The 13,596-nt window shown below is 58.5% G+C and carries 19 protein-coding genes; all 19 read right to left on the reverse strand.

The window, feature by feature from the left end:
• Positions 1-7: 7 nt before the first annotated feature.
• Positions 8-547 (reverse strand): 50S ribosomal protein L5, encoded by a 540-nt coding sequence (gene rplE, locus ACAX43_RS27990; protein WP_094778390.1) that lies wholly within the window; start codon positions 545-547, stop codon positions 8-10.
• 17 nt (positions 548-564) lie between these two features.
• Positions 565-873, reverse strand: coding sequence for a 50S ribosomal protein L24 (rplX, locus tag ACAX43_RS27995; protein ID WP_115109799.1), 309 nt, complete (start codon positions 871-873; stop codon positions 565-567).
• A 9-nt stretch (positions 874-882) separates the two neighbouring features.
• A complete protein-coding gene (gene rplN, locus ACAX43_RS28000; RefSeq protein WP_006052212.1) occupies positions 883-1,251 on the reverse strand; it encodes a 50S ribosomal protein L14 in 369 nt (122 codons plus the stop codon).
• Between the two features lie 290 nt (positions 1,252-1,541).
• Positions 1,542-1,814, reverse strand: a complete 273-nt coding sequence (gene rpsQ / locus ACAX43_RS28005; RefSeq protein WP_007180129.1) for a 30S ribosomal protein S17 — start codon at positions 1,812-1,814, stop codon at positions 1,542-1,544.
• Positions 1,811-2,005 carry a 50S ribosomal protein L29 gene (gene rpmC / locus ACAX43_RS28010; RefSeq protein ID WP_007180130.1) on the reverse strand — a complete coding sequence of 65 codons (195 nt, stop codon included), beginning with the start codon at positions 2,003-2,005 and terminating at the stop codon, positions 1,811-1,813. Before rpmC ends, rpsQ begins: the two co-directional genes overlap by 4 nt.
• Positions 2,006-2,015: 10 nt before the next feature.
• Positions 2,016-2,432 carry a 50S ribosomal protein L16 gene (rplP, locus tag ACAX43_RS28015; RefSeq protein WP_007180131.1) on the reverse strand — a complete coding sequence of 139 codons (417 nt, stop codon included), beginning with the start codon at positions 2,430-2,432 and terminating at the stop codon, positions 2,016-2,018.
• 2 nt (positions 2,433-2,434) lie between these two features.
• On the reverse strand, positions 2,435-3,241 hold the full coding sequence (gene rpsC / locus ACAX43_RS28020) for a 30S ribosomal protein S3 (protein WP_011490053.1): 807 nt from the start codon (positions 3,239-3,241) through the stop codon (positions 2,435-2,437).
• Positions 3,242-3,252: 11 nt separating this feature from the next.
• The gene (gene rplV, locus ACAX43_RS28025) at positions 3,253-3,585 is read right to left on the reverse strand and encodes a 50S ribosomal protein L22 (protein ID WP_197070230.1); all 333 of its coding nucleotides are present in this window, start codon (positions 3,583-3,585) and stop codon (positions 3,253-3,255) included.
• A gap of 7 nt (positions 3,586-3,592) precedes the next feature.
• Positions 3,593-3,868 (reverse strand): 30S ribosomal protein S19, encoded by a 276-nt coding sequence (gene rpsS / locus ACAX43_RS28030; RefSeq protein ID WP_054036552.1) that lies wholly within the window; start codon positions 3,866-3,868, stop codon positions 3,593-3,595.
• 10 nt (positions 3,869-3,878) lie between these two features.
• Positions 3,879-4,706 carry a 50S ribosomal protein L2 gene (gene rplB, locus ACAX43_RS28035; protein ID WP_370711631.1) on the reverse strand — a complete coding sequence of 276 codons (828 nt, stop codon included), beginning with the start codon at positions 4,704-4,706 and terminating at the stop codon, positions 3,879-3,881.
• A 2-nt stretch (positions 4,707-4,708) separates the two neighbouring features.
• On the reverse strand, positions 4,709-5,023 hold the full coding sequence (rplW, locus tag ACAX43_RS28040; RefSeq protein ID WP_007180135.1) for a 50S ribosomal protein L23: 315 nt from the start codon (positions 5,021-5,023) through the stop codon (positions 4,709-4,711).
• Positions 5,020-5,640, reverse strand: coding sequence for a 50S ribosomal protein L4 (gene rplD, locus ACAX43_RS28045; RefSeq protein WP_007180136.1), 621 nt, complete (start codon positions 5,638-5,640; stop codon positions 5,020-5,022). Before rplD ends, rplW begins: the two co-directional genes overlap by 4 nt.
• A complete protein-coding gene (gene rplC, locus ACAX43_RS28050) occupies positions 5,640-6,299 on the reverse strand; it encodes a 50S ribosomal protein L3 (protein WP_007180137.1) in 660 nt (219 codons plus the stop codon). The genes rplD and rplC overlap by 1 nt, the downstream gene beginning before the upstream one ends.
• Before the next feature lie 201 nt (positions 6,300-6,500).
• Positions 6,501-6,812 (reverse strand): 30S ribosomal protein S10, encoded by a 312-nt coding sequence (rpsJ, locus tag ACAX43_RS28055; protein WP_006998489.1) that lies wholly within the window; start codon positions 6,810-6,812, stop codon positions 6,501-6,503.
• 154 nt (positions 6,813-6,966) lie between these two features.
• Entirely contained in the window at positions 6,967-8,157 is a 1,191-nt protein-coding gene (gene tuf / locus ACAX43_RS28060) for an elongation factor Tu (protein WP_063497539.1), read from the reverse strand.
• A 47-nt stretch (positions 8,158-8,204) separates the two neighbouring features.
• Positions 8,205-10,307 (reverse strand): elongation factor G, encoded by a 2,103-nt coding sequence (gene fusA, locus ACAX43_RS28065; protein WP_370711632.1) that lies wholly within the window; start codon positions 10,305-10,307, stop codon positions 8,205-8,207.
• A gap of 134 nt (positions 10,308-10,441) precedes the next feature.
• Positions 10,442-10,912: a 30S ribosomal protein S7 gene (gene rpsG / locus ACAX43_RS28070; RefSeq protein ID WP_006053291.1), complete on the reverse strand. Its 471-nt coding sequence runs from the start codon at positions 10,910-10,912 to the stop codon at positions 10,442-10,444.
• Between the two features lie 181 nt (positions 10,913-11,093).
• Positions 11,094-11,474, reverse strand: coding sequence for a 30S ribosomal protein S12 (rpsL, locus tag ACAX43_RS28075; RefSeq protein ID WP_006998493.1), 381 nt, complete (start codon positions 11,472-11,474; stop codon positions 11,094-11,096).
• Between the two features lie 220 nt (positions 11,475-11,694).
• Complete coding sequence (recQ, locus tag ACAX43_RS28080) at positions 11,695-13,542, reverse strand: DNA helicase RecQ (protein WP_370711633.1); 1,848 nt, start codon at positions 13,540-13,542, stop codon at positions 11,695-11,697.
• Between the last annotated feature and the right edge of the window lie 54 nt (positions 13,543-13,596).

Genomic DNA, 13,596 nt, shown 5'->3' on the forward strand with positions numbered 1-13,596 from the left:
GGTAACCTCAGTTTCTGAACGGGAACTTGAAGCTGGCGAGCAGAGCCTTTGCTTCGTCGTCGGTCTTCGCAGTCGTCGTGATGCTGATGTTCAGCCCACGCAGTGCGTCGATCTTGTCGTAGTCGATTTCGGGGAAAATAATCTGCTCTTTCACACCGACGTTGTAGTTGCCGCGACCATCGAACGCACGACCCGACACGCCACGGAAGTCGCGCACACGGGGGAGCGCAACCGTCACGAAACGGTCCAGAAATTCGTACATTGCCTGACCACGCAACGTGACCATTGCACCGATCGGATAGCCCTGACGGATCTTGAAGCCAGCGATTGCCTTGCGTGCCTTCGTGATCACCGGCTTCTGGCCTGCGATCTTCGTCAGGTCGCCAACGGCGTTTTCGATGATCTTCTTGTCAGCAACCGCTTCGCCAAGGCCCATGTTCAGGGTGATCTTGGTGATGCGCGGCACTTCCATCACGGACTTGTAACCGAACTTCTCGATGAGGCCGGGTACAACCTTCTCTTTGTAAAACTCTTGCAAACGAGCCATTTTTTTACTCCGCTGCGTCAGGCGCTCAGCTCAGCACCAGTCGTCTTAAGGAAACGGACCTTCTTGTCTCCTTCGACCTTGATGCCTACACGCGACGCCTTGCCATTCGCGTCGACCAATGCGACGTTCGAAATTTGCAGCGGCATCGTCTTGGCTTCCACACCGCCCGTCGTACCCTTCATCGGGTTCGGCTTGACGTGTTTCTTGACGAGATTGATGCCCTCGACAATCACTTTGCCTTCGCCAACGGACAGCACGATGCCGCGCTTGCCCTTATCTTTGCCGGTGATGACGATAACTTCGTCACCTTTGCGAATCTTGTTCATCGCGACTCCTTACAGCACTTCAGGTGCCAACGAAACGATCTTCATGAATCGTTCGCTGCGCAACTCGCGCGTAACAGGCCCGAAAATACGGGTGCCAATAGGTTCGAGCTTGGCATTCAACAGCACTGCGGCATTGCCATCGAACTTGATCAGCGAGCCGTCCTGACGGCGCACGCCCTTGGCGGTGCGAACCACCACGGCGTTATAAATTTCGCCTTTCTTCACGCGCCCGCGCGGCGTTGCTTCTTTGACGGTCACCTTGATGATGTCGCCAATGCTGGCATAACGACGCTTCGAGCCGCCGAGAACCTTGATGCACATGACTTCACGCGCACCGGTGTTGTCGGCCACTTCAAGCCGAGTTTCGGTCTGGATCATGGTTTATCTTTCCCAACTTAATCCGGTCACACCACCATGGCGTACCCGGTCAGTCTTGGTCCCGTCAGCCAATCGGCTGCTTGGGTTAGAACAGCAGCGACGGCAAACGAAACCCGCCATCGCAATCCGGTGAATCCTTCGGAACAGACTGGCGCCTGAACCGCTTCCCCCACCAACTTCGCCCGCGACGGGGCTCCCATAAAAGAGGGAAGACCGAGATTATAACTGATAACCTCGGTCTTGCAAGCGAAAATTACTGCGATTTCAACTACTTCTACAACTTCGCGGCGTCAGATGACGCGAGCAGCCTCGACCAGGCGAGCCACAACCCAAGCTTTCGTCTTCGAAATCGGACGTGTTTCCTGGATTTCAACGAGGTCGCCCTCGTTGTACGTGTTCGCATCGTCGTGCGCGTGGTACTTCTTCGAACGCACAACATACTTGCCGTAGATCGGGTGCTTCACGCGGTGCTCAACCAGCACGGTGACCGTCTTGTCCATCTTGTTGCTGACGACCTTGCCGACCAGCGTCCGCTTGAGCGAGGTTTTTACGCTATCGTTCATTTCTGGTTCGCCTTCTCAGTCAGGACGGTCCGCACACGTGCGATGTCGCGACGAACCTTCTTCAGCTGGCTCGTGTTCGTGAGCTGCTGGGTCGCGAGTTGCATGCGCAGGCCGAATTGCGCCTTCAACAGGTCCGACAGCTCCTTGTTGAGCGCGGCCTGATCTTTCTGGTGAAGTTCGGAAGCCTTCATCATTTGCTCCTTAGGCGCCGAGCTGACGCACGATAAACGTCGTCTTAAGCGGCAGCTTAGCTGCAGCCAGACGGAACGCTTCGCGTGCCAGCTCTTCGGTTACGCCGTCCATTTCGTACAGCATCTTGCCCGGTTGAATCTCTGCGACGTAGTACTCAGGGTTACCTTTACCGTTACCCATCCGTACTTCAGCCGGCTTGTGCGAGATCGGCTTGTCCGGGAATATGCGGATCCAGATGCGGCCACCACGCTTGATGTGACGCGTCATTGCACGACGTGCCGCTTCAATCTGGCGCGCGGTCAGGCGACCACGACCGATAGCCTTCAGGCCGAACTCACCGAACGACACCGCGTTGCCGCGGGTAGCGATACCGGTGTTACGACCCTTCTGCTCTTTGCGATACTTTCTGCGTTTCGGTTGCAGCATCGTTATTCTCCAGTCTTCCCGCCGTCGCCGGCACCGCCAGCACGACGAGGAGCGCCACGGCGTGCACCTGCCGGGCCACCACCTTCACCATCGCGACGCGGACGGCGATCGCCACCCGGACGTGCGTTACGGCGCGGACGCTTTTCTTCGGCGACTTCTTCAACCACCGGTGCGTCGTTGCGGCCGAGCGTATCGCCCTTGTAGACCCACACCTTCACGCCGATGATGCCGTACGTCGTCTTCGCTTCCGAAGTTGCGTAGTCGATATCAGCACGCAGCGTATGAAGGGGCACGCGACCTTCGCGATACCATTCCGTACGAGCGATTTCGATACCGTTCAGGCGGCCGGCGCTCATGATCTTGATGCCTTGAGCACCCAGACGCATTGCGTTTTGCATCGCACGCTTCATCGCACGGCGGAACATAATCCGGCGCTCGAGTTGTTGCGTGATCGAATCCGCGATCAGTTGCGCATCGGTTTCCGGCTTACGGATTTCTTCGATGTTGACGTGGACCGGAACGCCCATGCGGCGTTGCAGTTCCGACTTCAGCAGCTCGATATCTTCGCCCTTCTTACCGATGACGACACCCGGACGCGAGCTATAAATCGTGATGCGCGCGTTCTTCGCCGGACGCTCGATAACGACGCGGCCAACCGAAGCGTTTTTCAGCTTCTTCTTCAGGTATTCACGAACACCGATGTCTTCCTGCAACATCGCCGCGAAATTGTTGTTGTTCGCGTACCAACGCGACGCCCAATTGCGGCTGACGGCCAAACGGAAGCCAGTCGGATGAATTTTCTGTCCCATCGTATGACCCCTTAATTCCCGACCGTCACAGTGATGTGACAGGATTGCTTCTCGATGCGGTTACCACGGCCTTTAGCGCGCGCAGTAAAACGCTTGAGCGATGCAGCCTTGTCGACCATGATGCTCGTTACCTTGAGCTCGTCGATATCGGCGCCTTCGTTATGCTCCGCATTCGCGATCGCCGACAGCACGACCTTTTTCACGATTCCCGCAGCCTTCTTCGGCGAGAACGTCAGAACGTTCAACGCCTTGTCGACCGGCAAACCGCGGATCTGGTCAGCCACAAGGCGCGTTTTCTGCGCCGAGATGCGGGCACCGCGATGAATTGCTTTCACTTCCATCATGAGCCCCTTATTTCTTAGCCTTCTTGTCGGCTGCGTGACCCTTGAACGTCCGGGTCAATGCAAACTCGCCAAGCTTGTGGCCGACCATGTTTTCCGAGATGTACACCGGGACGTGTTGACGGCCGTTATGCACAGCAATCGTCAGACCGATGAAATCCGGCAGAATCGTCGAACGACGCGACCAGGTTTTGATCGGCTTCTTGTCACGCGCAGCGGCTGCCGACTCGACCTTCTTCAGCAAATGGGCGTCGCAGAACGGACCTTTTTTTACAGAACGTGCCATTGCCTACTCCTTAACGCTTGTGACGGCGCTGGACGATCATGCTCGTCGTGCGCTTGTTGCTGCGGGTGCGATAACCCTTAGCAGGCGTGCCCCACGGGCTCACCGGATCGCGACCTGCAGCCGTCTTGCCTTCACCACCACCGTGCGGGTGATCGACCGGGTTCATTGCAACGCCACGCACCGTCGGGCGGATACCGCGCCAGCGGTTTGCGCCAGCCTTACCGATTTGACGGAGGCTATGCTCTTCGTTGCCAACTTCACCAATCGTCGCGCGGCATTCAACGTGAACGCGGCGGATTTCACCCGAGCGCAGGCGGACCTGTGCGTAGATGCCTTCACGAGCCAGCAACATCGCCGATGTACCAGCCGAACGCGCCATTTGCGCGCCCTTGCCCGGCAGCATCTCGATGCAGTGGATCGTCGTACCGACCGGAATGTTGCGGATCGGCAGCGTATTACCTGCGCGGATCGGCGCTTCCGAACCCGACATCAGTTGCTGACCGACGGTGATACCCTTCGGAGCAATGATGTAGCGGCGTTCGCCGTCTGCGTACAGGACCAACGCAATGTTCGCGCTACGGTTCGGATCGTACTCAAGACGTTCGACCTTGGCCGGAATGCCATCCTTCGTGCGACGGAAATCGACGACACGATAGTGATGCTTGTGACCACCACCCTTATGACGCGTGGTGATGTGGCCGTTGTTGTTACGGCCGGCGGTCGTGGATTGCGCGTCGAGCAGCGGTGCGAACGGCTTGCCCTTATGCAGATCCTTGTTGACCACCTTGACCATCGCACGGCGACCCGGCGAAGTCGGCTTAACTTTAACGATTGCCATGATTACTTGGCCTCCGCTTCAAAGTTGATTTCCTGGCCGGGCTTCAGGCAGACGTACGCCTTCTTCACGTCCTTGCGCTTGCCCATGAAGCGGCCAAAGCGCTTGGCTTTACCCTTCGAGACCAGCACATTGACGGAATTGACTTCCACCTTGAACAGCAGCTCGACTGCAGCTTTCACTTCCTGCTTCGTGGCATCGGGCGCGACTTCGAACACAACTTGCTCGTTCTTGTCGGCCACCAGCGTCGCCTTTTCGGAGATCACCGGTGCGAGCAGGACCTGCATCAAACGATGATCGTTCTTGCGAATCTCGCTCATGACAGCAACTCCTCGATCTGGGCGACCGCAGCCTTCGTGATCAGGATCTTCTTGAAGTAGATCAGCGACAGCGGGTCGGCGTAACGCGGCTCGACAACTGCCACATGGGCGAGATTGCGCGACGCGAGGTACAGGTTTTCGTCAACCGTGTCGGTAATCACCAGCACGGAGTCGAGACCCATCGCCTTGAATTTTTCGGCCAGCAGCTTCGTCTTCGGCGCTTCGAGCGTCAGCTCGTCGACCACCGAGATACGGCCTTCGCGAGCCAGCTGCGAGAAGATCGAGCAGAGACCTGCGCGATGCATCTTCTTGTTGACCTTGTGCGAAAAGTTTTCTTCCGGCGAATTCGGGAAAATCCGGCCACCGCCGCGCCACAACGGGCTCGACGACATACCGGCGCGGGCGCGGCCCGTACCCTTCTGGCGCCACGGCTTCTTGGTCGTGTGCTTGACTTGCTCACGGTCCTTCTGCGCGCGGTTGCCGCTACGGGCATTCGCTTGATACGCCACCACAACCTGGTGAATCAGGGCTTCGTTGTAATCGCGGCCGAACACTACGTCCGACGCGCTAACGCCTGCACCTTCCTGACCATTGGCATTCAGGAGCTTAAGTTCCATTATTTCGCTCCTTTCACGGCACGCGTCTTCACGGCCGGCGTAACGAATACCTTGCCACCCTTCGCACCCGGAACGGCGCCCTTGACCAGCAACAGCTTGCGGTCAGCGTCGATACGAGCGATTTCGAGGTTTTGCACGGTTACCGTATCGTCACCCATGTGACCGGTCATGCGCTTACCCGGGAACACACGACCCGGATCCTGCGCCATACCGATCGAACCCGGCACGTTGTGCGAGCGCGAGTTACCGTGCGATGCACGGCCGGATGCGAAGTTGTAACGCTTGATGGTACCGGCGTAGCCCTTACCGATCGACACGCCTTGCACGTCGACCTTCTGGCCTACTTCGAACAGGTCGGGGCCGACCACGGTGCCGTTCGACAACTCGGCAGCCTTGGCAGCATCGATCTGGAATTCTTTGAGGATTTCACCGGCTTGAACACCGGCTTTGGCGAGATGACCGGCCAACGGCTTCGTCACACGCGATGCACGGCGCGTACCGAATGCAACCTGCACGGCCGTGTAGCCGTCGGTTTCAACAGTCTTGATCTGCGTCACGCGGTTGTCGGACACGTCCAGCACGGTAACGGGAATCGAATCCCCTTCTGCCGTGAAGATACGGGTCATGCCAACCTTGCGACCTACGAGTCCAAGGCTCATCGTTTTCTCCATTCCCGACTGCGATTGGTCGGGGCTAATTTACAAAATGCCGGTGCCGTTTCGGGCATGAATTCATGCTGCAGCACACCGACTTTTTTGCGCAAATGCGCGAAAAGCCTTGCATTATAGCGAGGCTTTTCGTTTTCCGCAAGCAATCAATGACTTAGCGTTGCCCGATACTTCGGACAACCTCTGAAAGCCTTATTGCAGCTTGATTTCCACGTCCACGCCAGCCGGCAGGTCCAACTTCATCAATGCGTCAACGGTCTTGTCCGTCGGGTCGACGATGTCCATCAGGCGTTGGTGCGTACGGATTTCGAGCTGATCGCGCGACGTCTTGTTAACGTGCGGCGAACGCAGGATGTCGAAACGTTGAATGCGGGTCGGCAGGGGCACCGGACCACGAACGATCGCGCCAGTCCGCTTAGCCGTGTCGACGATTTCAGCTGCCGATTGATCGATCAGGCGATAGTCGAAAGCCTTCAGGCGAATGCGGATTTTCTGGTTTTGCATGACAATTCCTTGGAAAGAGCGAGGCGGTATTGCGCCGCCAGATAGTAAAAGAACGTAGAGCCGGGCATGGGATAGGAACAAGCGCTGAAGCGCCAACGCCTATCGACAGGCGCCCGGCTCCGGGCACCACTTACTGCAAATTCAACCCTCGATTTTACTCGAGAATCTTGGCAACGACACCTGCGCCAACGGTACGGCCACCTTCGCGGATTGCGAAACGCAGGCCTTCTTCCATCGCGATCGGGTTGATCAGCTTCACCGTGATCGACACGTTGTCACCCGGCATGACCATTTCCTTGTCCTTCGGCAACTCGATCGAGCCCGTCACGTCCGTGGTACGGAAGTAGAACTGGGGACGATAGTTGTTGAAGAACGGCGTGTGGCGACCGCCTTCGTCCTTGCTCAGCACGTACACTTCTGCCGTGAAGTGCGTGTGCGGGTTGATCGAACCCGGCTTCGCCAGAACCTGGCCACGCTCCACGTCTTCACGCTTCGTGCCGCGCAGCAGGATACCAACGTTGTCGCCTGCCTGACCCTGGTCGAGCAGCTTGCGGAACATTTCCACGCCCGTGCACGTCGTCTTCACCGTCGGCTTGATACCGACGATTTCGATTTCTTCGCCGACCTTCACGACGCCGCGCTCAACGCGACCCGTCACCACCGTGCCGCGACCCGAAATCGAGAACACGTCTTCCACCGGCATCAGGAACGCACCGTCAACTGCGCGCTCCGGCGTCGGGATGTACGTGTCCAGCGCATCGGCCAGATTCATGATCGCCACTTCGCCCAGCTCGCCCGTGTCGCCTTCCAGCGCCAGCTTGGCCGAACCCTTGATGATCGGCGTGTCGTCGCCCGGGAAGTCGTACTTCGACAGAAGCTCGCGAACTTCCATCTCGACCAGCTCCAGCAGCTCAGCGTCGTCCACCATGTCGCACTTGTTCAGGAACACGATGATGTACGGAACGCCAACCTGACGCGCCAGCAGGATGTGCTCACGCGTTTGCGGCATCGGGCCGTCTGCGGCCGAGCACACCAGGATCGCGCCGTCCATCTGCGCTGCGCCCGTGATCATGTTCTTCACATAGTCAGCGTGGCCCGGGCAATCGACGTGGGCGTAGTGGCGGTTAGCCGTTTCGTACTCGACGTGCGCCGTATTGATCGTGATACCACGCGCCTTTTCTTCCGGCGCCGCGTCGATCTGGTCATATGCCTTCGCTTCGCCGCCAAACTTCTTGGTCAGCACCGTCGTGATCGCTGCCGTCAGCGTGGTCTTGCCGTGGTCAACGTGACCGATCGTGCCGACGTTCACGTGCGGCTTGGTCCGTTCGAATTTACCTTTAGCCATGTTTCTCTTCTTTCAAAAAGTTAATCGTTGAATGACTTGCCGCGCGCTTACTTCGACTTCGCGTTGATGATCGCTTCAGACACGTTGCGCGGTGCTTCGGAGTAGTGCTTGAACTCCATCGTGTACGTTGCACGACCTTGGCTCAGCGAACGCAGTGACGTCGAGTAGCCGAACATTTCCGACAGCGGCACTTCGGCGCGAACGATCTTGCCGCCGCCAATCATGTCTTCCATGCCCTGAACAATACCGCGACGGCCCGACAGATCGCCCATCACGTTGCCCATGTAGTCTTCCGGCGTTTCGACTTCCACAGCCATCATCGGTTCGAGGATGACCGGGCTCGCCTTGCGCATTGCTTCCTTGAACGCCATCGAGCCGGCCATGCGGAACGCGTTTTCGTTCGAGTCAACATCGTGGTACGAACCGAACGTCAGGTGAACCTTCACGTCAACGACCGGGAAGCCTGCCAGCACGCCAGCTTTCAGCGTTTCCTGGATACCCTTGTCGACTGCCGGGATGTATTCACGCGGAATCACACCGCCCTTGATTTCGTCCAGGAACTCGTAGCCCTTGCCTTGCTCGTTCGGCTCAAGCGTAATGACCGCGTGACCATACTGGCCGCGACCACCCGACTGCTTGACGAACTTGCCATCGACGTCTTCCGCCTTGCCGCGGATCGTTTCACGGTAAGCCACCTGCGGCTTGCCGACCGTTGCTTCGACGCCGAATTCACGCTTCATCCGGTCGACCAGAATTTCGAGGTGGAGCTCGCCCATGCCCGAAATGATGGTTTGACCCGATTCTTCGTCCGTTTGAACGCGGAACGACGGATCTTCCTGAGCCAGGCGATTCAGCGCCAGACCCATCTTTTCCTGGTCAGGCTTCGTCTTCGGCTCAACAGCCTGGGAGATCACCGGCTCCGGGAAAATCATGCGCTCGAGCACGATCGGGTGCAACGGATCGCACAGGGTGTCACCCGTGGTCGCGTCTTTCAGGCCAACCGCAGCAGCGATGTCGCCCGCGTGCACTTCCTTGATTTCTTCACGCTGGTTTGCGTGCATCAGCAGAATACGACCGAGACGTTCTTTCTTGTCCTTGGTCGCGTTCAGCAGCGTGTCGCCCGACTTCGTCGTACCGGAGTACACACGGAAGAAGATCAGCTGGCCGACAAACGGATCGGTCATGATCTTGAATGCGAGGGACGAGAACTTCTCGTCGTCAGCTGCGCGCCGCTCAGCCTTTTCACCGTTTTCGAGTTCACCCGTAACCGGCGGAATGTCGATCGGCGACGGCAGGAAATCGAGCACGGCGTCCAGCATCCGCTGCACGCCCTTGTTCTTGAACGCAGTACCACACAGCATCGGCTGAATTTCGCACGCGATCGTACGGTCGCGCAGACCCTTGATGATTTCCGCCTCGGTCAGTTCGCCCGACTCGAGGTACTTGTTCATCAGATCTTCGTTCGACTCGGCCGCAGCTTCGACCATCTTCTCGCGCCATTCGTTGCACGTGTCGACGAGTTCAGCCGGGATTTCTTCGTACGAGAACTTCGTGCCTTGGGACGCGTCATCCCAAATGATCGCCTTCATCTTCAGCAGATCGACGACGCCCGTGAACGTTTCTTCAGCGCCGATAGGCACCACGACCGGAACCGGGTTCGCCTTCAGACGCAGCTTGAGCTGGTCGTAGACCTTGAAAAAGTTCGCGCCGGTACGGTCCATCTTGTTGATGAACGCGAGACGGGGAACCTTGTACTTGTTAGCCTGGCGCCACACGGTTTCCGACTGGGGCTGCACGCCGCCCACTGCGCAGTAGACCATGCATGCACCGTCGAGCACGCGCATCGAGCGCTCGACTTCAATCGTGAAGTCGACGTGACCCGGGGTGTCGATGATGTTGATACGGTGCTCAGCGCGGTCGCCGGCCATGCCTTTCCAGAACGCCGTGGTAGCAGCGGACGTGATCGTGATGCCGCGTTCCTGCTCCTGCTCCATCCAGTCCATGGTGGCAGCGCCGTCGTGAACTTCACCAATCTTGTGGTTCACGCCGGTGTAGAACAGGATGCGCTCGGTCGTCGTCGTTTTGCCGGCGTCGATGTGAGCGCTAATACCGATGTTACGGTAGCGCTCGATAGGTGTCTTGCGAGCCACTTTGATCCTCTATTGGGATGACGCGATGCGAGAAAATACCCATCGCGCTGTAACACAAACGGGCGAGGCGCTTTGTAAGCGCACCCGCCCGGAATTTCTTTCCGCTTTTTCTGCTAAACCCGGGTTCGGGAAGCTTAGAAACGGAAGTGCGAGAACGCCTTATTGGCTTCTGCCATCCGGTGAACTTCGTCGCGCTTCTTCATCGCGCCGCCACGGCCTTCGGCCGCTTCGGAGAGTTCACCTGCCAGACGCAGGGCCATCGACTTCTCGCTGCGCTTCTTCGCGGCTTCACGCAACCAACGCATCGCCAATGCCATACGACGCGACGGACGCACTTCGACCGGAACCTGATAGTTCGCACCACCAACGCGGCGGCTCTTCACTTCGACCACCGGCTTGACGTTGTTGAGCGCTACCGTGAACACTTCCAGCGGGTCCTTGCCACCCTTGGTCTGGATCTGTTCGAAAGCGCCGTACACGATGCGCTCAGCAACCGACTTCTTGCCGGAGAGCATCAGCACGTTCATGAACTTAGCTACATCTACGTTACCGAACTTCGGATCCGGCAACACTTCCCGCTTGGGGACTTCGCGACGACGCGGCATGTTTCTTCCTTTACTTTTCAGTTGGAGCTGCTTATCAGCCCCGCGGCCACCAACTAACCCGATTCATCTCTAACGACTTACCAGCCCGGTCGGGTGACCACTTACTCGACAGCACCGGCGATTCCGGCACCACCGCTATTACCGCCTTTGCAGGCGACCTGAAACTACTCTGACCGGCTAATTACTTGCCAGCTTTTGCACGCTTCGCACCGTACTTCGAGCGAGCTTGCTTACGATCCTTGACGCCCTGGGTATCCAGCGAGCCGCGGACCATGTGGTAACGCACACCCGGCAAGTCCTTAACACGGCCGCCGCGAATCAGCACGACCGAGTGTTCCTGCAGGTTGTGGCCTTCACCACCGATGTACGAAATGACTTCGAAGCCGTTCGTCAGGCGCACCTTGGCAACTTTACGAAGTGCCGAGTTCGGCTTCTTAGGCGTCGTGGTGTACACGCGAGTGCACACGCCGCGACGCTGGGGGCAGTCCTGCAAAGCCGGGCTCTTGCTCTTCGTCGTTTCCGACGCGCGGCCTTTGCGAACCAGTTGATTGATGGTTGGCATTGTTTATTCCTGAAATTGAACAAAATCGACGCATTTGTTTCCGGGCAAAGCAGAAACGATTGCGCATCGAACTTCCGGACCCGACAGTCAGCGCACGAATTCACTTCGCGCACGGGCATCCCAAGAACCGGAACCTAGCATAATATTCCGAAAATGCTAAAGGAGTCAACAGGTTGCAATGTTTCGCAGGCCTGTCGACCTAAAACGGCACTCGACGCGCTCAGTCGGCGGCGACGACTTCCAGCAACTCGTCGCCGAAACGGTCGAGTTTGCGTGCGCCCATGCCCGGAATACCACGCAAATCCTCAATGGAATCCGGGCCGTTGCGGGCAATTTCCGCCAGCGTGGCGTCGTGGAAGATGACGTAGGCCGGCACGCCGTCGCTTTTCGCCGTCTCTGTGCGCCAGGTCCGCAGGCGCTCCCAGCGGGCGCGCTCGCGTGGGCCCATGCCGATCGTCGGGTCTGCCCGCTCGCTTGTCCGGCCGGACGATTGGCGGGTACGCGTGGGCTTCACATAACGGCGCATCGTAACGTTCTGCTCGCTCTTCAACACCGCTTTGGCCGCCTCAGTCAGCACCAGCGAGCCGAAGCCTTCGTGGTCGACGGTGAGGTAGCCGAACGCGACGAGCTGCCGGAAGATAGCGCGCCACTCCGGCTCGCCGAGTGCGGCCCCGATTCCGAACGTGGTGAGTTTTTCGTGGCCACGTTGCAGGACTTTCTCGCTGCGATTGCCGCGGAGAATGTCGATCAAATGCCCGGCGCCGAAGTGAAAGCCACTCGCCCGCTGCGCGCGGAATACACAGGAGAGCGCCATCTGCGCTTCGCGCGTTGCATCCCATGTGTCTGGCGGCTCGATACAGTTGTCGCAGTTGCCGCAGGGTTTGCTTGATTCACCGAAATACGCGAGCAGCCGCACGCGGCGGCAGGTCGCCGCTTCGCACAGACCGAGCAAGGCGTCGAGCTTGCCGGTCTGCACGCGCTTATGCGCGTCGTCGGCGTCGGACTCGTCGATCATCTTGCGCTGCTGGACGACGTCGCCCAGACCGTACGCCATCCAGGCGTTGGCAGGCATACCGTCGCGACCCGCGCGCCCGGTTTCCTGGTAATAGCCTTCGACGCTCTTTGGCAAATCAAGGTGAGCCACGAAGCGTACGTCTGGCTTGTCGATCCCCATACCAAAGGCGATCGTTGCGCACATCACGATGCCTTCCTCACGCTGAAACATCTCCTGATGCTTCTGGCGGATTTCGAACTCCATGCCGGCGTGATACGGCAAAGCGCGCATACCCTTTTCTTTCAGCCACTCTGCCGTTTCCTCCACTTTGCGGCGCGACAGGCAATAAACCACGCCGGCGTCGGTCGTGCCATCAGGTTTCGAATGTTCGGCGCGAATGAAATCGAGCAACTGAGCGCGCGCATTGTCTTTCTCGACGATGCGGTAGCGGATATTCGGGCGATCGAAACTGGAGATGAAAATGCGCGCATCGTCCAACGCGAGACGATGAATGATTTCGTCACGCGTAATTGCATCCGCGGTCGCGGTGAGCGCGATACGCGGCACGTTCGGAAAGCGCTCGTGCAGCACCGATAGCTGAATATATTCAGGCCGGAAATCGTGGCCCCATTGCGACACGCAGTGGGCCTCGTCGATCGCGAACAGCCCGATGCGTGTGCGCTCGAGCAACTCCTGAAAACGGGGCGTCATCAGGCGTTCGGGCGCCACGTAGAGCAGATCGATTTCGCCTTCGCGTAGCGCGCGTTCGGTGGCCATCGCTTCGGCACTCGACAGGGTCGAGTTCAGATAAGCCGCTCGTACACCGACTTCCTTCAGCGCGGCGACCTGGTCCTGCATCAGCGCGATCAGCGGGGACACCACGATCCCAGCTCCGCAACCCGCTTCGCGCCGCACCAGCGACGGAATCTGATAGCACAGCGACTTACCGCCACCTGTAGGCATCAGCACAAGGCAATCGCCGCCGCCGGCGACGTGCTCGACAATTTCGCCCTGCTGTCCTCTGAACGCGGGGTAACCGAAGACTTCGTTGAGGATTTCGAGCGGACGGGACATGAATTTGAGAGAAGCAGCGTAATGCCGGTGACACGAATTTTACCAACGCATTCG

This window comes from Paraburkholderia sp. IW21, from assembly GCF_041321145.1.
Taxonomy (GTDB): domain Bacteria; phylum Pseudomonadota; class Gammaproteobacteria; order Burkholderiales; family Burkholderiaceae; genus Paraburkholderia.